The organism is Actinoplanes auranticolor, from assembly GCF_018332655.1.
GTDB classification, from domain to species: domain Bacteria; phylum Actinomycetota; class Actinomycetes; order Mycobacteriales; family Micromonosporaceae; genus Actinoplanes; species Actinoplanes auranticolor.
In genome coordinates, this window is sequence record NZ_BOQL01000026.1 from 276584 (window position 1) to 298107 (window position 21524).

General features: G+C 74.5%; 22 protein-coding genes and 1 pseudogene. 21 read left to right on the forward strand and 2 right to left on the reverse strand.

All coding sequences use genetic code 11. The annotated features are described in order from the left end of the window. The first annotated feature begins 29 nt into the window (after positions 1 to 29). A complete protein-coding gene (locus Aau02nite_RS17030) occupies positions 30 to 986 on the forward strand; it encodes a TIGR03557 family F420-dependent LLM class oxidoreductase (RefSeq protein WP_212989557.1) in 957 nt (318 codons plus the stop codon). A gap of 43 nt (positions 987 to 1029) precedes the next feature. Beyond that, positions 1030 to 1860 carry a glycosyltransferase family 2 protein gene (locus tag Aau02nite_RS17035; protein ID WP_212989396.1) on the forward strand — a complete coding sequence of 277 codons (831 nt, stop codon included), beginning with the start codon at positions 1030 to 1032 and terminating at the stop codon, positions 1858 to 1860. 20 nt (positions 1861 to 1880) lie between these two features. Here the strand turns inward: Aau02nite_RS17035 and Aau02nite_RS17040 are convergent, their stop codons facing one another. Further along, on the reverse strand, positions 1881 to 3287 hold the full coding sequence (locus Aau02nite_RS17040) for an aldehyde dehydrogenase family protein (protein ID WP_212989397.1): 1407 nt from the start codon (positions 3285 to 3287) through the stop codon (positions 1881 to 1883). 151 nt (positions 3288 to 3438) lie between these two features. Between Aau02nite_RS17040 and Aau02nite_RS17045 the strand changes: the two genes are divergently transcribed. The 18 genes and pseudogenes from Aau02nite_RS17045 (at position 3439) to Aau02nite_RS17130 (ending at position 19595) form a co-directional block, all read left to right on the forward strand. Continuing rightward, positions 3439 to 5082: a carbamoyltransferase family protein gene (locus tag Aau02nite_RS17045; protein ID WP_212989398.1), complete on the forward strand. Its 1644-nt coding sequence runs from the start codon at positions 3439 to 3441 to the stop codon at positions 5080 to 5082. Beyond that, positions 5079 to 6077, forward strand: a complete 999-nt coding sequence (locus Aau02nite_RS17050; protein ID WP_212989399.1) for a glycosyltransferase family 2 protein — start codon at positions 5079 to 5081, stop codon at positions 6075 to 6077. The genes Aau02nite_RS17045 and Aau02nite_RS17050 overlap by 4 nt, the downstream gene beginning before the upstream one ends. Continuing rightward, positions 6041 to 7633: an HAD-IIIA family hydrolase gene (locus Aau02nite_RS17055; RefSeq protein WP_212989400.1), complete on the forward strand. Its 1593-nt coding sequence runs from the start codon at positions 6041 to 6043 to the stop codon at positions 7631 to 7633. Before Aau02nite_RS17050 ends, Aau02nite_RS17055 begins: the two co-directional genes overlap by 37 nt. Continuing rightward, positions 7630 to 8553, forward strand: coding sequence for a glycosyltransferase (locus tag Aau02nite_RS17060; protein ID WP_212989401.1), 924 nt, complete (start codon positions 7630 to 7632; stop codon positions 8551 to 8553). The genes Aau02nite_RS17055 and Aau02nite_RS17060 overlap by 4 nt, the downstream gene beginning before the upstream one ends. After that, a complete protein-coding gene (locus Aau02nite_RS17065) occupies positions 8544 to 9767 on the forward strand; it encodes a glycosyltransferase (protein ID WP_212989402.1) in 1224 nt (407 codons plus the stop codon). The genes Aau02nite_RS17060 and Aau02nite_RS17065 overlap by 10 nt, the downstream gene beginning before the upstream one ends. Continuing rightward, positions 9767 to 10390 (forward strand): D-sedoheptulose-7-phosphate isomerase, encoded by a 624-nt coding sequence (locus Aau02nite_RS17070; RefSeq protein ID WP_212989403.1) that lies wholly within the window; start codon positions 9767 to 9769, stop codon positions 10388 to 10390. The genes Aau02nite_RS17065 and Aau02nite_RS17070 overlap by 1 nt, the downstream gene beginning before the upstream one ends. A 74-nt stretch (positions 10391 to 10464) precedes the next feature. Next, positions 10465 to 11961: pseudogene (locus tag Aau02nite_RS17075) on the forward strand (PfkB family carbohydrate kinase); the annotation flags it as partial. Further along, positions 11907 to 12536, forward strand: a complete 630-nt coding sequence (locus tag Aau02nite_RS17080; RefSeq protein ID WP_438841142.1) for an SDR family oxidoreductase — start codon at positions 11907 to 11909, stop codon at positions 12534 to 12536. The pseudogene Aau02nite_RS17075 and the gene Aau02nite_RS17080, both read left to right, overlap by 55 nt. Beyond that, positions 12533 to 13468 (forward strand): glycosyltransferase family 9 protein, encoded by a 936-nt coding sequence (locus Aau02nite_RS17085; RefSeq protein WP_212989406.1) that lies wholly within the window; start codon positions 12533 to 12535, stop codon positions 13466 to 13468. The genes Aau02nite_RS17080 and Aau02nite_RS17085 overlap by 4 nt, the downstream gene beginning before the upstream one ends. Further along, positions 13452 to 14429, forward strand: a complete 978-nt coding sequence (locus tag Aau02nite_RS17090) for a DNA topoisomerase IB (RefSeq protein WP_212989407.1) — start codon at positions 13452 to 13454, stop codon at positions 14427 to 14429. The genes Aau02nite_RS17085 and Aau02nite_RS17090 overlap by 17 nt, the downstream gene beginning before the upstream one ends. 33 nt (positions 14430 to 14462) lie before the next feature. Continuing rightward, entirely contained in the window at positions 14463 to 14873 is a 411-nt protein-coding gene (locus tag Aau02nite_RS17095; RefSeq protein ID WP_212989408.1) for a ChaB family protein, read from the forward strand. Positions 14874 to 14898: 25 nt separating this feature from the next. After that, complete coding sequence (locus Aau02nite_RS17100; protein ID WP_212989409.1) at positions 14899 to 15459, forward strand: helix-turn-helix domain-containing protein; 561 nt, start codon at positions 14899 to 14901, stop codon at positions 15457 to 15459. After that, a complete protein-coding gene (locus tag Aau02nite_RS17105) occupies positions 15456 to 15971 on the forward strand; it encodes a GNAT family N-acetyltransferase (protein ID WP_212989410.1) in 516 nt (171 codons plus the stop codon). The genes Aau02nite_RS17100 and Aau02nite_RS17105 overlap by 4 nt, the downstream gene beginning before the upstream one ends. A gap of 65 nt (positions 15972 to 16036) precedes the next feature. Further along, on the forward strand, positions 16037 to 16498 hold the full coding sequence (locus Aau02nite_RS17110; RefSeq protein ID WP_212989411.1) for a glycosyltransferase: 462 nt from the start codon (positions 16037 to 16039) through the stop codon (positions 16496 to 16498). Continuing rightward, complete coding sequence (locus tag Aau02nite_RS17115; protein ID WP_212989412.1) at positions 16498 to 16992, forward strand: hypothetical protein; 495 nt, start codon at positions 16498 to 16500, stop codon at positions 16990 to 16992. The genes Aau02nite_RS17110 and Aau02nite_RS17115 overlap by 1 nt, the downstream gene beginning before the upstream one ends. Next, entirely contained in the window at positions 16989 to 17741 is a 753-nt protein-coding gene (locus Aau02nite_RS17120; RefSeq protein ID WP_212989413.1) for a class I SAM-dependent methyltransferase, read from the forward strand. The genes Aau02nite_RS17115 and Aau02nite_RS17120 overlap by 4 nt, the downstream gene beginning before the upstream one ends. After that, a complete protein-coding gene (locus tag Aau02nite_RS17125; RefSeq protein ID WP_212989414.1) occupies positions 17738 to 18814 on the forward strand; it encodes a radical SAM protein in 1077 nt (358 codons plus the stop codon). The genes Aau02nite_RS17120 and Aau02nite_RS17125 overlap by 4 nt, the downstream gene beginning before the upstream one ends. Next, entirely contained in the window at positions 18804 to 19595 is a 792-nt protein-coding gene (locus tag Aau02nite_RS17130) for a class I SAM-dependent methyltransferase (protein ID WP_212989415.1), read from the forward strand. Before Aau02nite_RS17125 ends, Aau02nite_RS17130 begins: the two co-directional genes overlap by 11 nt. Here the strand turns inward: Aau02nite_RS17130 and Aau02nite_RS17135 are convergent. Next, positions 19552 to 20424, reverse strand: coding sequence for a helix-turn-helix transcriptional regulator (locus tag Aau02nite_RS17135; RefSeq protein ID WP_212989416.1), 873 nt, complete (start codon positions 20422 to 20424; stop codon positions 19552 to 19554). The two genes, Aau02nite_RS17130 and Aau02nite_RS17135, sit on opposite strands and share 44 nt — an antisense overlap. Before the next feature lie 102 nt (positions 20425 to 20526). Between Aau02nite_RS17135 and Aau02nite_RS17140 the strand changes: the two genes are divergently transcribed. Next, positions 20527 to 21522 carry an aldo/keto reductase gene (locus Aau02nite_RS17140; protein WP_212989417.1) on the forward strand — a complete coding sequence of 332 codons (996 nt, stop codon included), beginning with the start codon at positions 20527 to 20529 and terminating at the stop codon, positions 21520 to 21522. Positions 21523 to 21524 lie beyond the last annotated feature (2 nt).

Sequence of the window (21524 nt, forward strand, 5' to 3'; positions counted from 1 at the left end):
CCGCGCCCGGGCACAGGAATCGCATGACTTTGAAGTTCGGATACAAGCTGTCCGCCGAGGGCTTCGGCCCCAAGGAGCTCATCGCGCAGGCGGTGCGGGCCGAGCAGGCCGGCTTCGACTTCGTCGAGATCAGCGACCACTACCACCCGTGGCTGGACGTGCAGGGCCACTCGCCGTTCGCCTGGACCGTGCTCGGCGCCATCGCCGCGCGTACCGAGCGGATCGGCCTGGCCACCGGCGTGACCTGCCCGACCGTGCGGTACCACCCGGCGATCATCGCCCAGGCGGCCGCGACGCTGGCGATCGTGTCGGACAACCGGTTCACCCTCGGCATCGGCGCCGGGGAGCGGCTCAACGAGCACGTCGTCGGGCAGGGCTTCCCGAGCGTGCGGGGCCGGCACGAGCGGCTGCGCGAGGCGCTGGAGATCATCAAACTGCTCTGGCAGGGCGGCTACCAGTCGTACGAGGGCAAGCACCTGCAGCTGGAGGACGCCCGCGTCTTCGACCTGCCGGACGAGCTCCCGGTGATCGCCGTCGCGGCCGGCGGCAAGAGCGCGGCCACGATGGCCGCCGAGCTCGGTGACGGGCTGTTCGCCACCGAGCCGCGGACCGACCTGGTCGAGAGCTACACCGGCGCCGGCGGCTCCGGTCCCCGCTATGCCGAGGTGCCGATGGCCTGGGCCCCCACCGAGGAGGCCGGGGTGCAGGAGGTGCTCAGGACCACCCGCTGGGCGCTGACCGGGTGGAAGGTGATGAGCGAGCTGCCGAACCCGGTGAACTTCGACGCGGCGTCACAGACGGTGCGCGAGGAGGACGTCCGCGGCCAGTTCGCGCTCGGCCCGGACGCCGAGCCGTACGTGGCGGCGGTGCGCAAGTACACCGAGGCGGGCTTCGACCACATTGTCCTGCAGAACGCCGGCCCCGACCCGGACGGCTTCATCGACTTCTTCGCCAAGGAGCTGCACGACAAGCTCCAGCGCCGGTGAAGGTTCCCGTTTCGTCCCCGGGCCGGTGGGGTAGGCCGCTGCGATGATCAGCGAAGTCACCGTCGTGGTGGCCACCCGTAACCGGCGCGCCCGGCTGTTCGAGACCATCCCGCACCACGAGGGCCCGGTCATCCTGGTCGACAACGGTTCCGACGACGGCAGCCCCGAGGCCATCGAGGCCGCTTTCCCGCAGGTCACCGTGGTGCGGCTGGGGGAGAACCGGGGCGCCGCGGCCCGCAACGCCGGCGTGGAGCTGGCTCGTACCCCGTATGTCGCGTTCGCGGACGACGACTCGTACTGGGAGCCCGGCTCGCTCGCCGGCGCCGCCGCGCTGCTGCGCGACCACCCGCGGGTCGGGTTGCTCAGCGCCCGGGTCCTGGTCGGACCGCAGGCCCGGGTCGATCCGGTGTCCGAGGCCATGGCCGCAGCGCCGCTCGGGATCCCCGAGGGCGCGCCCGGACCGGCCGTGCTGGGCTTCCTGGCCTGCTCGGTCGCGGTCCGGCGCGAGGCGTTCCGGCAGGTGGGTGGCTTCAACCCCAAGCTGCACGTGTACGGCGAGGAAGCGCTGCTGGCCATGGACCTGGCCGCCGCCGGCTGGCTGCAGACCTACGCGCCGGAGCTCACCGTGCGCCACCTGCCGCTGCCCGCCGGCCGCGACAACGGCGCCCGGCACCGCATCGAGGCCCGCAACCGGGTGCTCACCGCCCTGCTGCGCCGCCCGCCGGCCGTGGTCGCGCGGACGGCCGTGGCGGCCTGGCGGGACGATCGGCGGGGTGTGGCCGACGCCGCGCGCCTGCTCCCGTGGGCGCTGCGCCGGCGCCGGCCCCTCCCGGACACTGTGGAGGACGCCCTGCGCGTCCTCACCAACCAGTAGGTCTCACCACCCGGTAGGTCTCACCACCCGGTGGGCGGGGCCTCCAGGTGGACCGCCTTCATGACGGTCATCTCGTCGAGCAGTTCGGGGCCGTACCCGAAGCCCTGACCGCTGCCGCCGCGCGGATGTGCCGCACCGCCGGGGGCGCCGCCGAAGACCGCGTTGACCTTGACGGTGCCGACCGGCAGCTCGCGCCACGCCTGCTGGGCGTGGCTCATCGAGCCGGTCAGCACCGTCGCGGCCAGCCCGTACGGTGACTCCGCGGCCCGGGCCAGCGCCTCGCCGAACGAGTCGACGACGACGACCGGCGCGACCGGGCCGAAGGTCTCCTCCCGCAGCACCGCCATGTCGTCGGTGCAGTCGGCCAGCACGGTCGGCGGGTAGTACGCGCCCGGCCCGTCCGGCACCTCGCCGCCGGAGAGCACCCGCGCGCCGTCCTGCACCGCCGCACTGACCTGCGCGTGCACCGCCTCGCGGAGCCGGGTGTCGACCAGCGGCCCGATGTCGCCGGCCCAGGTCTTCGCCTGCTCGGCCAGCTCGCGCAGGAACGCGTCCGCGATGTCGCGGTGCGCGTAGATCCGTTCCACGGCGACGCAGATCTGCCCCGAGTTGGCGAACGAGCCCAGCGCCGCCTGCTGCGCCGCCCACGCCGGGTCGACGTCCGCGTCGACGATCAGCGGGTCACTGCCGCCGTTCTCCAGCAGCGCCTTGGCGCCGGTCGAGGCGCAGGCGGCCGCGATGGCCCGGCCGGTCGCGGTCGAGCCGACGTGCGCGACCACGTCGACCTCCGCCGAGGCCAGCGCCGCCCCGACCGTGCCGTCGCCGCTGAGCAGCGAGAACACCCCGTCCGGGAAGTGCGGGGCGAGCAGCTGCGCGAGGCGCCAGCCGGTGGCCGGGGTGCGCTCACTGGGCTTGTACACGACGGTGTTGCCCGTCACCAGGGCCGCACCGAGCAGGCCGCACGACACGGCGACCGGGTCGTTCCACGGCGTCACCACCGCGACCACTCCGCGCGGCCCGTACGCCATCAGGTCGATCGCCTCGTCGTCGCCCGCCAGCGTCCGGCCCCGGTGGGTGGGACCGAGCTCGGCGTACTGCCGCAGTGTGCCGACGCCCGCGCCGATCGAGTCCTTCGCCCCGTCGACGGGCTTGCCCATCTCCGCGTTCATGATCCCGGCGAGCTCGTCCGCCGCGGCCTCGACCGCGTCCGCCGCCGCGTGCAGGGCAGCCGCCCGGGCACCGGCCGGGGTCCGGCTCCAGAGCGGGGCGGCGTCCCGCGCGGCCTTCACCGCGGCGGCGGCGTCGGCCTCCGTGGCGACCGCGAGCGTCGTGACGGGGGTGCTGTCCGCGGGGTTCAGCACGGTCAGCCGGGCGCTGCCACTGCCGGGTGTCCAGGTTCCACCGATGAGTTGTCCGACGTCATACATACCTCGCCGGTTGCCCCCGCGGCGGCCTCGCAAACCGCGGCGTCCTTCTTTATCAGTGCAGGTCGCGGGCCGCTGAAGAAGTACTGAAGAAGATGTGAAGAAGTCGGTGATCTAGCGAATAACTCAAAAGACCGCGGGTACCCGGCCGACCATGCGTGTCCTCGGTATCAATGCGATCTTCCACGATCCGGCTGCCGCCCTGGTCGTCGACGGCCAGGTGGTCGCCGCCGCGGAGGAGGAGCGGTTCAGCCGCCGCAAGCACGGCAAGCGACCGGTGCCGTTCTCGGCCTGGGAGCTGCCCGAGCTGGCCGCCGCCTGGTGTCTGGAGAGCGCCGGGCTCAAGCCCGGTGACCTGGACGCGGTCGCCTACTCGTTCGACCCCGGCCTGACCCGGGACGCCGCCGAGCTCGGCCTGGCCGACCCGTGGGACCACCTGCGCGTCGACTACGCCCGGCGGGCGCCGCAGTTCCTGGCCGCCGCGCTGCCCGGGCTGGACCCGGAGCAGGTCCGCTTCGTCCCGCACCACGTGGCCCACGCCGCCTCGGCCGGCCTCGCCGTCGAGGAGGACAGCGCCGTGCTGGTCCTCGACGGGCGCGGGGAGGTCGCCAGCCACCTCTCCGGCGTCTACCGCGACGGTGAGCTGACCGTCCTCGCCGGACAGGGACTGCCGCACTCGCTCGGCCTGCTCTACGAGGACCTGACCCGGCACCTGGGCTTCCTGCACTCCAGCGACGAGTACAAGGTGATGGCGCTGGCCTCCTTCGGCACGCCGAAGTTCCTGCCGCTGCTGCGCGAGCTGGTGCACGCCAACGACGACGGCGGCTTCACCGTCGAGCGCATCGACTGGTCCGCGCTGGCCAAGGCCCGCAGCGCCGAGGGCGAGATGACCGACGCGCACGCCGACCTGGCCTCCAGCGTCCAGGCCCGGCTCGAGGAGGTCATGCTCGACCTGGCCCGCTGGACGTACGACGCCGCCGGTGGCCCGAAGACGCTGACCATGGCCGGTGGCACCGCGCTCAACTGCGTGGCCAACGCGCGGATCGCGGCGCAGGGCCCGTACGAGCGGGTGTGGGTCCAGCCGGCCGCCGGTGACTCCGGCACCGCCCTGGGCGCCGCGCTCAGTGTCTCCCGCGAGGCCGGTCCGGTCGTCCCGTTCACCGGTGCCGACCTGGGCCGGGGCTGGAGCGACGAGGAGCTCGAGGCGGAGCTGCAGCGGGCCGCTCTGCCGTACACCCGGCCGGAGTCCATCGCCGCCGAGGCCGCCCGCGTGCTCGCGGACAACGGCATCGTGGCCTGGTACCAGGGCCGCAGCGAGTACGGCCCGCGCGCCCTGGGGCACCGCTCGCTGCTCGCCCATCCCGGTGACCCGGACACGCAGACCCGGATGAACAACGTCAAGGGCCGCGAGCAGTTCCGTCCGATCGCGCCGATGGTCCGCGCCGAGCGCTTCGCCGACATCTTCGACGGGGTCTACCCGAGCCCGTACATGCTCTTCGTGCACCAGGTGAAGCCCGAGTGGCGGGACCGGATCCCGGCGGTCGTGCACGTCGATGGCACCGCCCGGGTGCAGACCGTGCACACCGGGACCGAGCCGCTGGTGGCCGAGATGCTGGCCGAGTTCGAGCGGCTCTCCGGCCTGCCGGTGGTGGTCAACACGTCGCTGAACACCGCCGGGCGGCCCATGGTGGACACTCCGCGCGAGGCGATGGAGCTGTTCGGCTCGGCCCCGGTGGACCTGCTCGCCCTCGGGCCGTTCGCGGTGCACCGCGCCACGGCCTTCGGGGGCGGCCGATGACCGGAGTCTCCGTCGTCGTCCCGACCCTCGGCCGGCCCAGCCTCACCGCCCTGCTGAGCGCCCTGGCCGCCGGCGCCCCGGCCCCGCTGCCGGTGGAGCTGCTGCTGGTCGACGACCGTCCCGCCCCGGCCGGCGAGCTCGAGCTCCCGCCGGGCGTCGACGCGAAGATCCTCACCGGCCGGGCCGCCGGTCCGGCCGCCGCCCGCAACATCGGCTGGCGCGCCGCGAGCCACGAGTGGGTGGCGTTCCTCGACGACGACGTGCTGCCCGATCCGGACTGGTTCGTCCGGCTGGCCGCCGACCTCACCGGCGCCGTCGCGTCGGCCGGGGGAGTGCAGGGCCGGCTGCGCGTGCCGCTGCCGGACGGCCGGCGGCCCACCGACTGGGAACGGGTCACCGCCGCGCTCTCCGACGGCGCGTGGATCACCGCCGACATGGCGTACCGGCGGTCGGCGCTGGAGGCGACCGGTGGCTTCGACGAGCGGTTGCCACGCGCCTTCCGGGAGGACGCGGAGCTGGCGTACCGGGTGCGGGCGGCAGGCTGGGACCTGGTCCGGGGCTCGCGTACGGTCACCCACCCGGTGCGTCCCGAGGACCGCTGGGTCAGCGTGCGCACCCAGCGCGGCAACGCCGACGACGCGCTCCTGCGCCGCCTGTACGGCCCGGACTGGCGCAGCAAGCTCGACATCCCGCCCGGTCGCCGCCCCCGGCACCTGGCGGTCACCGCCGCCGGCACCCTCGCCGCCGGGGCGCTGGCCACCGCATTGCTCACCCGGCGCCGCGGTGCGCTGACCGTGGCCGCCGCCGCGGCAACCGCCTGGAGCGCCGGCACCGCCGAGTTCGCCGCCGCCCGGATCAAGCCCGGTCCGCGGGACCGCCGCGAGGTGGCCACGATGCTCGTCACCAGTGCCGCGATCCCGCCCGCCGCGGTCGCGCACTGGTTGCGCGGCTGGTGGCGATGGCGGGGCGCGCGGCCGCTGGAGACCGCGCTGTGACTGCTCTCTTCGATGCCGTCCTGTTCGACCGGGACGGCACTCTCATTGCCGACGTTCCCTACAACGGCGACCCGGCGCTGGTGGAGCCGATGCCGGGCGCCCGCGCCGCGTGTGACCGGCTGCGGGCCGCCGGGCTGCGCCTGGGCGTGGTGACCAACCAGTCCGGCCTGGCCCGGGGCTATTTCACCGCGGAGCAGCTCACCGCCGTGAACGCCCGGGTCGAGGAGCTGCTCGGCCCGTTCGACACCTGGCAGGTGTGCCCGCACGACGACACCGCGGGCTGCGCCTGCCGCAAGCCCGCCCCCGGCCTCGTGCTCGGTGCCGCCGAAGCACTGGGTACGACCCCGGCCCGCTGCGTCGTCGTCGGCGACATCGGCCGGGACATGGTCGCGGCCGGGGCGGCCGGCGCCACCGGCATCATCGTGCCGACCGCCGTGACGCTGAGTCCCGAGGTCGCCGCGGCGCCCGCCCGAGCCGCCGACCTGACCGGTGCCGTCGATCTGATCCTCGAGCGTCAGGCGCTGGTCACCCCGCGCGAGCCGCGCCGCCCCGGTGGCACCGTGCTGGTCGTGCGGTCCGACTCGGCCGGGGACGTGCTGCTCACCGGGCCCGGCATCCGGGCCGTCGCAGCCGGGGCCGACCGGGTCGTGCTGCTCTGCGGGCCGCGCGGGCGGGCCGCCGCCGAGCTGCTGCCCGGCGTCGACGAGATCATCGAGGCCCGGCTGCCGTGGATCGACCCGCAGCCGGCGCCGGTCGGCCCGGACTTCGCCGGTGAGCTGGTCGCCCGGCTCGCCGCCGTCGGTGCCGACGAGGCCGTCGTGTTCACGTCCTTCCACCAGTCGGCGCTGCCGCTGGCGTTGCTGCTGCGCACGGCCGGGGTCGCGCGGATCACGGCGATCAGTGACGACTATCCCGGCTCGCTGCTGGACGTGCGGCACCGCGTACCGGTGGGGGTGCCCGAGGCCGAGCGGGCCCGCTCGGTCGCCGCCGCCGCCGGTTTCGCCCTGCCGGACGGCGACGACGGCGCCCTGCGGGTCCGGGTGGACGCGCCGGACACCGCCGGTGACTACGTGGTCGTGCACCCCGGCGCCTCGGTGGACGCGCGGGCCTGCCCGCCGGAGACCATGCGGGCGATCGTCGTCGCGCTGGAGCGTGCGGGTCACCGGGTGGTCGTGACCGGTGGCCCGGACGAGCAGGAGCTGGCCGCCGCCGTCGGGACGCCCGCCGGCGCGACCAGCCTCGCCGAGCTGACCCGGATCATCGTCGGGGCCTCCTGCGTGGTGGTCGGCAACACCGGCCCGGCCCACCTCGCCGCGGCCGTCGGCACACCCGTCGTCAGCCTGTACGCCCCGACCGTCCCCTTCGGCCAGTGGGGCCCGTACCGGGTGCCCTGCGTCCGCCTCGGCGATCCCGCCGCCGCCTGCCGCGACACCCGCGCCGCCGTCTGCCCCGTGCCCGGCCACCCGTGCCTGACCCGGATCGACCCGGCCGACGTGGTCGCCGCCGTACGCCTGCTCGGTGTCCCTGTTCCCGTCATCAGTGAGGTAGCCGCGTGAACATCCTGCTCTGGCACGTGCACGGCTCCTGGACGACCTCGTTCGTCCAGGGCAAGCACCGCTACCTCGTGCCCGTGAACGCCGCCCGCGACGAGTGGGGCCGCGGCCGGGCCCGCACCTTCGACTGGCCCGCCTCGGTCGAGGAGGTCGACCCGGCCGACGTGCGCGACGTCGACGTCGTCGTCCTGCAACGGCCCGAGGAGCTCGAACGGGTCGCCCACCTGGACGTGCCGAAGATCTACGTCGAGCACAACACCCCGAAGGGCGACGTGCCCGACAGCCGGCACCCGATGGCCGACCGGGACGACCTGGTGGTCGCCCACGTCACCCACTTCAACGACCTCTTCTGGGACGTCGGCGGCACCCGCACCACGGTGATCGAGCACGGCATCGTCGAACCGGCCGCGCGCTGGACCGGCGAGCTGGACCGCTTCGCGGTGGTCACCAACGAGCCGGTCCGCCGCAACCGGGTCACCGGCACCGACCTGATGCCCCGGTTCGCGGCGGTGGCACCCCTGGACGTGTACGGCATGGGCGTCGCCGGCCTGCACCTGGACCGGGTCACCACCTACGACGACCCGCCGCAGGCCCGGATGCACGCCGAGATCGCCCAGCGGCGGGCGTACCTGCACCTGTGCCGGTGGACCTCGCTGGGGCTGAGCCTGATCGAGGCCATGCAGATCGGCATGCCGGTGCTCGCGCTGGCCACGACGGAGGCGATCGCCGCCGTCCCGGACGACGCCGGCGTGCTCGCCACCCGCGTCGACACGCTCGTCGAGGCCGCCCACTGGCTCATCGACGAGCCCGAGCAGGCCCGCCTGCTCGGTGCGAGGGCGCGCCAGGTGGCGCTGGCCCGCTACGGCCTGGACCGGTTCCTCGCCGACTGGGACCGCCTGCTGGAGGAGCAGACATGCGCATAGCGATGATCTCGGAGCACGCCAGCCCGCTCTCCGCCCTCGGCGGCGTGGACGCGGGCGGTCAGAACGCGCACGTCGCCGAACTCGCCGCCGCCCTGGTCGGCCGGGGCCACGAGGTGCGGGTCTACACCCGCCGCGAGAGCCCTGACCAGCCCCGGACGGTCACGGCCAACGGCTTCGAGGTGGTGCACGTGCCGGCCGGACCGGCCACCGTGCTGCCCAAGGACGACCTGCTGCCGTTCATGGGCGACTTCGCCGAGTGGATGGCCGCCGACTGGCGGGAGCACTGGCTGCCGGACGTGGCCCACGCGCACTTCTGGATGAGCGGGCTGGCCGCCGTGACCGCCGGACGGGCCTGCGACGTGCCGGTGGTGCAGACCTATCACGCGCTGGGCTCGGTCAAGCGCCGCCACCAGGGCGCCGCGGACACCAGCCCGGTGCACCGGGTGGCCTACGAGCGCCAGCTCGGCCGGGTCGTCGACCGGGTCGTGGTGCAGTGCCAGGACGAGGTCCGCGAGCTGATCCGGATGGGCGTGCCGCGCTCGCGGATGGCGCTGGTGCCCTCGGGCGTCAACATCGACCGCTTCCGCCCGGACGGCCCGGCCGAGCCCCGCGACCCGGACGTGCCGCGGATCATCACGGTCGGCCGGCTGGTCGAGCGCAAGGGCTACGAGGACCTGATCCGCGCGCTGCCGGCCGTGCCCGCGGCCGAGCTGGTCATCGTCGGAGGACCGCCGGACGGCTCGGTCGACGACCACCCGTACGCCCGCAAGCTGCGCACCCTGGCCGAGCGCAGCCGGGTCGGCGACCGGGTCAAGCTGGCCGGCGCGGTGGCCTCCGCCGACATGCCGCGCTGGTACCGCTCGGCCGACCTGCTCGCCGCCACCCCCTGGTACGAGCCCTTCGGCCTCACCCCGCTGGAGGCCATGGCGTGCGGGGTGCCCGTGGTGGCCACGGCCGTCGGCGGGCTCACCGACACCGTGGTGGACGGCATCACCGGCGACCTGGTGCCCGCCCGGGACCCGCGGGCGCTCGCGTCGGCGCTGCGCCGGCTGGTCACCGACGAGGTACGCCGGTTCTCCTACGCGGCCGCCGCCGTCGACCGGGCCACCCACTCCTACTCCTGGCGGCACGTGGCCCTCCGGCTCGTCGCCGTCTACGCCGCTGTCACCGGCCGCGCCCTGGCCGAGGACCAGACCCGAGAGGCAGTCGCCTGATGGACCTTCTGGACGAACACCTCACCGGCATGGCCGCGGCGCTGCTGCCGTACCGCGCGGCGGCCGCCGACCGGCTGGCCCGCTGGGGCGGCGAGCTGGCCCGGCACCTGGGCCACGGCGGCCGGCTGCTGGTCGCCGGCAACGGCGGCAGCGCGGCCGAGGCCCAGCATCTCGCGGCCGAGCTGGTCGGCCGGCTGCGCGACGAGCGGATGCCACTGTCGGCGATCGCGCTGACCCCGGACTCGTCGGCGGTCACCGCGATCGGCAACGACTACGGCTTCGACGAGATCTTCGCCCGCCAGGTCCGCGCCCACGGCCGCCCCGGCGACGTGCTGCTGCTGATGTCGACCAGCGGCCGCAGCCCGAACCTGCTCACCGCCGCGGACGCCGCCCGGGAGATCGGTGTGCGCACCTGGGCGCTGTGCGGTCCGGGCCCGAACCCGCTCGCCGACGCCTGCGACGAGGCGCTGTGCTGCCCGTCGCCGGACTCCCAGGTGGTCCAGGAGCTGCACCTGATCTCGGTCCACGTGATGTGCGAGTACCTGGACCGGGCCCTGCCGGTGGTGCTGGGAAAAGCACCGGCACGACCCGTGCGGCGCATGCAGCCGGTGCTGGCGTCATGAGCGAGCTTGCGAGCGAATCATCAGGCACTGCGCCACGCTCACGGCATCGCCGGAGCGCCAGCGGAGGCGATGGCATGAGCGGGTCGCTGCTGGTCATCGTCGGTGACACGCTGCTGGACCGGGATGTCGAGGGCACGGTGCGACGGGTCGCGCCGGACGCGCCCGCCCCGGTGCTGGACGAGGAGTCCGTCACCGACCGGCCCGGCGGGGCCGGCCTGGCCGCGCTGCTCGCCGCCGGTCAGGGCCACGACGTCGCCCTGGTCACCGCGATCGCCGACGACGACGCCGGGAACCGGATCTGCGAGCTGCTCACCGACGCCGGCATCGCGGTCTACCCGCTGCCGCTGCCCGGGGCGACCGCCGAGAAGGTACGGCTGCGCGCCGACGGTCAGGTGCTGGTCCGCCTCGACCGCGGCGGCGCCCCGGTGGCACCGGGCGACCCGAGTGAAGCCGCCCTCGAGGTGCTCAAGGAAGCCTCGGCCATCCTGGTCAGCGACTACGGCCGCGGCGTGGCCCGCAACCCCCGGCTGCGCGCCGCGTTGCAGGAGGCCAAGGCGCCCGTGGTCTGGGACCCGCACCCGAACGGGCCGGCCCCGGTGCCCAACGTGCGGCTGGTGACCCCGAACGAGGCCGAGGTCCGCAAGCTCGCCGACGACGCCGGGTCCGGGCCGATGCTGAGCACCGTGCACCGCGCCGGCCAGCAGCTGCGGCAGCGCTGGCGGGCCGGTGCGGTCGCGGTGACCGTCGGCGCGAACGGCGCGGTGCTGTGTCACGCCGGGCCGACCCCGCTGGTCGTGCCCGCCCCCACCGCCGCCGGCGGGGACACCTGTGGTGCCGGTGACCGTTTCGCCGCGACGGCCGCGCTGGCCCTGGCCTCGGGCGCGCTGGTCTCCGAGGCCGTCCAGCAGGCCGTGATCGCCGCGACCGAGTACGTGGCGGCCGGTGGGGTCACCGTCGCCCTCGCCCCGCCCGCGGACAAGCCGGACCGGCAGACCGAGGAGGCGAGCCGGGTGATCGCCCGGGTCCGCGCCCAGGGCGGCACGGTCGTGGCCACCGGCGGCTGCTTCGACCTGCTGCACATCGGCCATCTGGCGACCCTGCAGGCCGCCCGCAAGCTGGGCGACTGCCTGGTCGTCTGCCTCAACTCCGACTCCAGTGTGGGCGCCCTCAAGGGCCCCGACCGGCCGCTCACCGGCCAGGGGGACCGGGCCCGGCTGCTCGCCGCCCTCGACTGCGTGGACGCCGTCGTGGTCTTCGACGAGCCGACGCCCGAGGCCGTGCTGGCCCGGCTGCGCCCGGACATCTGGGTCAAGGGCGGCGACTACGCCGACGGCGGGCCGGACCTGCCCGAGGCCGAGCTCATGCACCGCTGGGGTGGCCAGACGGTCATCGTGCCGTACCTCGACGGCCGTTCCACCACCAGGACCATCGCCGCCGCGCGCGGCCATTCGGAAGGAAACTCATGACCGACGCTGTCATCGTCACCGGCGGATCCAGCGGCCTCGGCGCCGCCGTCGTGGACGCCGTCCTCAAGGCCGGCGGCCGCCCGTTCGTCATCGACCGGCAGCCGCCCGCCGAGGGCGTCCCGTGGGTCGAGTGCGACCTGGCCGACACCCGGGCCGCCGAGGCCGCCACCCGGGAGGTCATCGCCCAGGCCGGCGGCAGCATCGACGGGGTGGTCACCGCGGCCGGCATGGACGTGCCCGGCGCGCTGGCCGACATTCCGGGCGAGACCTGGGACCGGATCGTCATGATCGACCTGCTGGCCACCGCCGCCGTCGTGCGGGCGGCGATCCCGGCGCTCAAGGAGTCGCACGGCACCGTCGTGACCGTCGCCTCCACGCTGGGCATCAAGGCGGTCGGCGACGCCACCGCGTACTGCGCCGCGAAGTTCGGCGTCGTCGGCTTCACCCGCTCGCTCGCCGCCGAACTGGCCGGGCAGGTGGGCGTCACGCTGCTCATCCCCGGTGGCATGCGGACGAAGTTCTTCGACGACCGCGACGAGCAGTACAAGCCCGGCCCGGACGCGATCCTCAACGACCCGGCCCACGTGGCCAACGCGATCATGTTCGCGCTGACCCAGCCGGCCGGCAGCGCCGTGCGGGAGCTCATCGTCGCGGCCGAGCAGGAGACGTCGTACCCGTGATCCTGGTGTTGCGCGCCCTCGGCGTCGGCGACCTCGCCGCGGGCGTGCCCGCCCTGCGGGCCCTGCGCGCCGCGTTTCCGGACCGGACCCTGGCGCTGGCCGCACCGGCCTGGCTGACGCCGCTGATCGAACTGATCGGCGGCGTCGACCGGATCGTGGCCACCGAGGGACTGGCCGCGCTCCCGGCCCTGCCCGCGCCGGAGCTGGCGGTCAATCTGCACGGCAGCGGCCCGGAGTCGCACCGGCTGCTGCAGGCGCTGGCGCCCGCGCGGATGTGGGCGTTTGCCAACGCCGGCGCGGGGCATCTCGACGGCCCGACCTGGGCCGAGGAGGAGCACGAGGTGCGACGCTGGTGCCGGCTGCTGAGCCATTACGACGTACGGGCCGATCCCGCCGACCTGTCCCTGGCCGTTCCCGGGGTGGACGTGCCGCGGCGGGTCACGATCGTCCACCCGGGGGCGAAGTCACCGGCGCGCCGCTGGCCGCACTTCGCCGCGGTCGCCCGCGTGCTGGCCGAGCGGGGCCACGACGTGGTGGTCACCGGCTCGGCGGGGGAACGGGAGCTCGCCCTGGCTGTGGCCCGCGACGCCGGCCTGTCACCGGCCGCGGTCCTGGCCGGGAACACCGGCCTCGCTGAGCTGGCCGCGCTCGTCGCCCACGCGCGACTGCTGGTCAGCGGGGACACCGGCATCGCACACCTGGCCACCGCGTACCGCACGCCGTCGGTCGTGCTGTTCGGCCCGGTGCCGCCGCGCCGCTGGGGGCCGCCGCCGGACCGCGCGTACCACCGGGCGATCTGGCACGGCACCCGGGCCGAGCGGGGCGACACCATGGACCCCGGGGTGCACCCCGCGCTGCTGCGGGTGAGCGTCGACGAGGTGCTCGCGGCGGCCGGCGAGGCGGAGAAGGCGCGCCATGCGTTTGCGGCGTAGCGACCTGACCAGGCCCGGCTACGGCCGGCGCCGCTCCGGCAAGGGCTTCCGCTATCTCGACACCGACGGCACGACGACGCTGCGCGACGAGGACGCCGTCACCCGGATCAAGGAACTGGTGATCCCGCCCGCGTGGACCGGCGTGTGGATCAGCACCGATCCGCGCGGGCACATCCAGGCCACCGGCCAGGACGCCGCCGGCCGCAAGCAGTACCTCTACCACCCGGCCTGGCGCACCGCCCGCGACGAGGAGAAGTTCGAGCACGCGCTGGAGATCGCCGAGCGGCTGCCGGAGATGCGCTCGCGGCTCTGCGCCGACCTCAGCGGGCGGGGCCTGAGCCGGGAACGGGTGCTGGCTGCGGTGGCCCGGCTGCTCGACATGGGCATGTTCCGGGTCGGCAGCGACCAGTACGCCCGCCGCGACGACGACCCCTCCTACGGCCTGTCCACCCTGCTGCCCGAGCACGTCCGGGTCCGGGGCGGCTGCGTGGTGCTGGAGTTCACCGGCAAGTCCGGGGTCGAGCACGCCAACCCGGTCGAGGACGGCGAGGTCTGCCAGGTGCTGCGCGACCTCAAGCGGCGCCGGCGGGGTGCGCAGCGGCTGTTCGCGTACTGGGATCCGGCCGGCCGGCGGTGGCGGGACATCCGCGCCGACGACGTCAACGCGTACCTGCGGGAGATCAGCGGCGAGGAGATGACCGCGAAGGACTTCCGTACCTGGCACGGCACGGTCAAGGCCGCCGAGGAGCTGGCTGCCGCCGGGCCGCAGGACACGAAGACCGGTCGCAAGAGGGCCGTCTCGCATGCCATGAAGGAGGTCGCGGAGATGCTCGGCAACACCCCGGCGGTGGCCCGCAGCTCGTACGTGGATCCGCGGGTGGTGGAGGAGTTCGAGAAGGGCCGGACCGTGCCGCGGGACGAGCCGGTCGAGCAGGCAGTGCTGGACATGCTCGCGGACTAGTTTCGCGCCGGGGCCCGCGGGAAACCCGGTGGTATGCCCGCACGCGAGAACCTGCCGAGCACCATCAAGCGGTCGCCGCCCAAGGCCCAGGACACCTACGCGGCCACCCTGGACAGCGCTGTCGAGCAGTACGGCGACGGCGAGCGCGCGCACCGCACCGCCCTGTCATCGCTCAAGCATTCCTTTGAGAAGGTCGGCGACCACTGGGAGCCCAAGGAGCAGCGCGGCCCGAGTGACGCGCAGGCCGAGGGCGGTGTCGACACCGACCGTCCGACAGCCGGGGGTGTCGACGCCAACGCGAGCAAGAAGCACCTGCTGGAGGTGGCCAAGAGGCTGGACGTGACCGGCCGTTCGCGGATGACCAAGGCCGAGCTGGTCGAGGCCATCGGCAAGGCCAACGACGCGGCCAGCCGGCGCGCGCTGAAGGCCGAACGCGAGGACTGATCAGATCTGGGATAAGATCCCGGATATGAGAGATGCCCTGGACGAGCGGCTGGCGTCCCGCGTCGCCGAGCTGCGGGTGGCGCGCGGCTGGTCGCTGGACGACCTCGCCGGCCGCACCGGCGTGAGCCGTTCCACCCTGTCCCGCCTCGAACGAGGCGAGATCAGTCCGACGGCGTCGCTGCTCGGCAAGCTCTGCACCGCGTACGGCTGGACGATGTCCCGCCTGCTGGCCGAGGTCGAGGCCGAGCCGCCCGCCGTGGTCCGCGCCGTGGACCAGGCCGTCTGGCGCGACGAGTCCGCCGGTTTCACCCGCCGCAGCGTCTCCCCGCCGCACGCCGGCCTGCGCGGCGAGCTGATCGAGGGGGTCCTCGAGCCCGGCGCCGACATCTCCTACGACGCGCCGCCGGTGACCGGCATGGAGCAGCACGTGTGGGTGCTCGACGGCCGGCTCGAGCTGACCGACGACCGCACCCCGCACCACCTCGGCGCGGGGGACTGCCTGCGGTTCCGGCTCTGGGGCCCGACCCGCTTCCACAATCCCGGCCCCGGCCCGGTCCGCTATGCCGTCTTCGTGGTGCTGCCATGACCGTCACCCGGCTCACCCCCGACGGCTTCGCCGCCCACCTGCCGGCCCTGGCCGACCTGCTGGTCGACGCGGTGGCCGACGGCGCCTCCGTGGGTTTCCTCGCCGGCTTCGACCACGCGGCGGCCGGCGCCTGGTGGCGGTCCCGCGCCGGTGCGGTCGCGGACGGCAGCCTGGCAGTGTGGATCAGCACCGGACCGGCCGGCGTCACCGGCACGGTCAGCCTGGCGTACGCGGACAAGCCGAACGCCCGGCACCGCGCCGAGGTGGTCAAGCTGGCCGTCCGCCGCGACGCGCGGGGCCACGGGCTCGGCCGCCGCCTGCTCACCGCCGCGGAGCAGGCCGCCGCCGACTCGGGGATCACCCTGTTGCTGCTCGACACCCAGACGGACAGCGCGGCGGAACGGCTCTACGGGTCGGCGGGCTGGCACCGGTACGGCATCGTCCCGGACTACGCGGCGGACCCGGCCGGACGGCTCCGGGACTGCAGTTTCTACTACAAGAAGCTCGGCTGACTGTCGGGAATCCGCCTCTCCACAGTGGAGGGGCCGGGCCGGGTGCTGCGCTAGCCTGACGCCCTATGGGCCGGCGCTATCGGGTGCTCCTCGTCTCCAGCAGCGGCGGTGTGCTGCTGGATCTGCTCGCCCTGCGACCGTGGTGGCAGCGTCACGATCCGGTCTGGGTCGCCGTGCCCGGCCCGGACACCGAGGTCGCCCTGGCCGGTCAGCGGGTGCACTGGCGTCCCGAGCTGACCACCGGCACCAAGCTGCGGGTCCTCCCGGCGGCCTGGCGGGCGCTGCGGCTGCTGCGGGCGGAGCGGCCCGACGTCATCGTGTCGGCCGGCACCGGCGTGGCCGTCGGCTTCTTCCTCGCGGCCCGGCTGCTGCGCGTGCCCGCCCTGTGGGTGGAGACGTTCAACATGACCGGCCCGCCCGGGGCCGCCGCCCGGATCTGCGCCCGGCTCGCCGCCGCCGTGCTGGTGCAGCGGCCGGCCCTGCTGGCGACCCGCCGCCGCGCGGTGCTGATCGGGGAGCTCTACTGATGGCCCGCGTCCTGGTCACCGTGGGCATGGGTCCGTGGCCCTTCGACCGGCTCATCGCCGCGCTGGCCCCGCTCTGCGCCGAGCACGAGGTGTTCGCCCAGACCGGCACGTCCACCGTCGTCCCGCCCTGCCCGCACGCGCCGTTCCTGCCGCTGGACGAGCTGCGGGAACGGCTGGCCGCCGCGGACGTCGTCCTGACCCACGCCGGCAACACCGTGCGGCTGGTGCAGCGGCTCGGCGGCGTGCCGGTGGCGGTGGCGCGTGAGGCCGCGCGCGGCGAGATGGGCAACGACCACCAGGTCGAGTATCTGCGGGCCGAGGAGCGGGCCGGCCGGGTCGTCGCGGTCTGGGACGTCGGGGAGCTGCCGGTGGCGGTGGCCCGGCACCGTGACGTCGCGCGGCGGCTGCTCGCCGAACGCCCGTTGCCACCGGCGGTCTCCGACGACCGGCTGGTCGCCGTCCTCGACGAGCTGTGCGGGCGGCTGGTGCGATGAACCCGTTCGCCGGCCATCCGCTGCACCGGTACGCCTTCGCCTGGGAGCAGCTCGACGGGCGCGCCGGACGGCACCTCGACCTCGGCTGCGGCACCGGCGACTTCCTCGGCGTGCTGCACACCCGGGGCAGCGTCGTCGCGGAAGGAGCCGACCCGCACCCCGGATATCTGGCGGAGGTGCGGGCGCGGCACCCCGGGCTGACCCTGCACCGGCTCACCGTGGGCGGGCCGCTGGAGCTGCCCGACGCCTGCTACGACTCGGTGAGCGCGCTCGACATGCTCGAACACGTACCGGATGAGGCGAAGCTGCTCGCCGAGGCGCACCGCATCCTGGTCCCCGGCGGGCTGCTCGTGGTGACCGTGCCACGCCGGCACGTCTTCTCGTTCCTCGACCCGGACGACGCCAAGTTCCGGCTGCCGCGGCTGCACCGCTGGGTCTACACCCGCCGTTTCGGCGCCCGGGTCTACCACGAGCGCTTCACCGACCTGGCGAACGACCTGCGCGGCGACATGTCCGTCGGCAAGGACCGGCACACCAACTACCGCACGCCCGAGCTGCTGCGGCTGTTGCGGGACAACGGTTTCGAGCCGGTGGTGGTGACCGGGGCCAACCTGTTCTGGCGCTGGCTGCAGATCCCCGCCCTGCTCACCGGCGGCCCGCTGCGCCGGCTGCTGGAGCGGGGCATCCATCTGGACGGGCGGCTGTTCCGCTCGGCCAACCTGTTCGTCGCGGCGAGGAGACTGCCATGACCCTCGGGGAGAAGGCACGGCTGGCGGCGTTCTTCGGCCGGCTGGCGGTCAAGGAACGGTTCGCGCCCCGGCTGCACGTACGGCCGCTGGTCGCCGAGCTGTTCCTCACCGACAACTGCAACCTGCGCTGCACCAGCTGCGGCTGCTGGACCTCGAACACCAAGGGGGAGTTGTCCACCGAGGAGTGGCAGGACGTGCTGCGGCAGCTCGTGGCGCTGCGCATCCACAAGGTCAACTTCACCGGCGGGGAGCCGCTGATCCGGCTGGACGCGATCGCGCTGATGGCGTACGCCCGCAGCGCCGGCGTCCGCCACCTGCACCTCAACAGCAACGGCATCAAGCTCACCCCGGCCGTGCTGGACGAGGTCGTCGCCGCGGGCGTGCGCAGCTTCAACGTCTCGGTCGACGGCCCGACCGCCCTGGTCCACGACCGGATCCGCGGCCGCCTGGGCGCCTTCGCCACCACCACCGGGCACCTGCGCCACCTGATCGCCCAGCGTGACCGGCACCGGCTCAAGGTGCGGATGAACTTCACGGTGATGCGCGACAACGTGGACAGCCTGCCCGCCATCGCCGCCCTGGCCCAGGAGCTCGGCGTCGCCCTCTACCTCAACCTGGTCACCGACCGTACGTTCCTGTTCCGCACCGACGCGGTGACCGACCAGACCGCCGTCGACCGTGACCGCCTCGACGCCGCCCTGGCCGGGTTGGAGGAGATGGCCCGCCGCGACCGCCGCTGGCTGCCGCGCTACTCCGACCTGCGCTACCTGCGCGGCCACTTCAGCGATCTGGTGCAACGCGACCTGCCGTGCGCCGAGTCGCAGCTCAAACTGATGGTCCACTCGCAGGGCCAGGTCGGCGGGTGCTGGGCCCACGACCCCACCGCCACCGTCCGCTCCCGGTCCCTTGCCGCCATCGTCGACGCCCCCGAATACCGCGAGGAGCACGCCAAGCTGTTCCGCAAGGAGTGCGTCGGCTGCGGCAGCAACTACAGCCTCAACCTGCGGTGGCGGCCCGGCACGTACCTCGCGGACCTGCAGTGGCGCGCGGGACGGAAGTCCCTTGCGGCCTAGCCGGCCCCTCTACGACGTGCTCGCCGACGGCTACGAGGAGCATTTCGCCGTCCCGCACCGCCGGGCCTACGACGACCTGGCCTGGGAGCAGACGGTCGCCCTGCTGCCGGAGCCGCCGGACCGGATCGTCGACGCCGGCTGCGGCGTCGGCCGGTGGGCGCGGCGGCTGCGGAGCCGGGGGTACGAGGTGACGGGCGTCGAGCAGTCCCCGGGCATGATCGCCGCCCTGCGCCGCCACCCGAGCGACCCGGGGTTCACCCTCGTCGAGGCGTCGATGACCGACGCGCAGCTGCCGCCGGACGCGGGAATGGTGCTGGCGATGGGCTCACTGCAGTACACGGACGACCCCGAGGCCGCCGTCGCCCATCTGGCCGGCTGGCTACGCCCCGGCGGCGTCCTGGCCGTACTGGTGGACTCGCTGGTCGCCCTGGTGCTGGAGCTGCTGCGCGACGGCCGCGAGGAGGAGGCCCGGCACCGGCTGACGACCCGGCGCGGCGTGTGGCGCCAGCACGGCCGGGAAGCCGATCTGCACCTGCTGGACCGGGCCCGGCTGGAGGCGGCGTTCACCGCGGCCGGTCTCACCGACCTCCGTACTCGTGGCCTGCTGGTGACGGCGACGCCCCTGGGCCGCGACGAACTCACCCGCCGGCTGACCACCGACCGCGAGGCCCACCTGGACCTGGAACGTCACCTGCTGGAGTCGCCCCTGCTGGCCGACACCGGTAAGCAGCTCCTGGTCACCGGGCGCCGTCGCGGGCCGGCTGGTCCGGCGCCGGAGTAGGCCACTCCTCGATGCCGACCACGCGCAGCAGCGCCAGCCGCTCGCGGGCCTCGTCGTCGGCCGGGGTGAGGACCACCAGCTCCTGACCCTGGTCGGGGGTTACCAGGGTCTCGCAGTCCATCCGCAGCCGGCCCACCCGCGGGTGCAGCACGGTCTTGCGGTCCATCCGCCGCACCGCCACCTCGTGCTCGGCCCAGAGCCGGCCGAAGTCGGGGCTCACCGCCCGCAGCCGGTCGACGAGCCCGGCGACGGTGGCGTCACCGGACCGGCGGCCGGCGGTCGCCCGCAGGTCGGCCACGATCCGGCGGCCGTGGTCGTCCTGCTCCTCGCCCGGGTGGGCGCCGCGGGAGGCGGGTTCGGTGAACCAGCGGTACACGAGGTAGCGCCGGTCCCCGGAGAAACCGGTGAGGTCGCCCGACAGCAGGACGGCCGCGCGGTTCTGGGCGAGCACCTCGCCCAGGTCCGACAGCACCATGGCCGGGGTGTCGCCGAGCAGGTCGAGCATGCGCACCAGGCCGGCGCGGGCCTGACCGGCGACACCCTCGGCGGGCGGGGGGCGGTGCCCGGCCAGGTGGAACAGGTGGTCACGCTCGTCGTCGGAGAGGCGCAGGGCCCGGGCCAGCGCGCCGAGAAGCTGGGTCGAGGGCTGACTGCTGCGGCCCTGCTCCAGGCGTACCACGTAGTCGACCGACATGCCGGCCAGCATGGCCACCTCCTCGCGGCGCAGCCCGGCGGTGCGCCGGCGCGGGCCCTCGGCCAGGCCGACCTGGGCCGGGTGGACGGCCTCGCGGCGGCGGCGCAGGAAGTCGGCGAGCTCGTCACGGTGCATGACCTCATGGTGCGCCGCGTCGCGCCCGGGTATCCAGGGAGCGGCTCTCCCACGATGAACTCTCCGCTCCCGCACGCGCCGGGCCGGGTCCACGGTTGAGCCATGACACAGACACGAACCTTGGGCAGGACCGGACCGGCCGTCTCTCCGCTGGGCCTGGGAGCGATGGGCATGTCCGGCGCGTACGGCGCCACCGACCGCGCGGAAGCCATCGCCACGGTGCACGCCGCGCTGGACGCGGGAGTGACCCTGATCGACACCGCCGACTTCTACGGCATGGGCCACAACGAACTGCTGCTCGGCGAGGCCCTGCGCGGCCGGGACCGGGACAGCTACCAGCTGAGCGTCAAGTTCGGCATGCAGCGGGGGCCGGGCGCCACGTTCGGCAGCCAGGACAGCCGCCCCGAGGCGGTCCGCAACTTCCTGGGCTACTCGCTGACCCGGCTGGGCGTCGACCACATCGACATCTACCGTCCGGCCCGGCTGGATCCGGCGGTGCCGATCGAGGACACCGTCGGCGTGATCAAGGAGATGATCGACGCCGGGTACGTGCGGCACCTGGGCCTGTCGGAGGTCGGCGCGGAGACGATCCGCCGGGCGCAGGCCGTGCACCCGGTGGCGGACCTGCAGATCGAGTACTCGCTGCTGTCCCGGGCGGTGGAGGCCGAGGTGCTGCCCACGCTGCGGGAACTGGGGATCGGGCTGACGGCGTACGGCGTGCTCGGCCGCGGCCTGATCTCCGGGCACTGGTCCGCCGGGCAGGCCGGCCCGGGCGACAGCCGCGGCTTCAGCCCCCGGTTCGCCAGCGGCAACGTGGAACACAACCTGGCCCTGGTGGAGGCGCTGCGCCGGATCGCCGGGGCGAAGGGCTGCACGGTCGCCCAGCTGGCCATCGCCTGGGTGGCCGCGCAGGGTACGGACATCGTGCCGCTGGTCGGGGCGCGTACCCGGAACCGGCTGGCCGAGGCGCTGCCCGCCGCCGAGCTGACCCTGACGGCGGACGATCTCGCCGAGATCGCGCGGGCGGTGCCGGCCGGCGCGGCCCGCGGCGACCGCTACCCGGCGGCGTTCATGGCTTCGCTCGGCGTGGGCAACTAGCG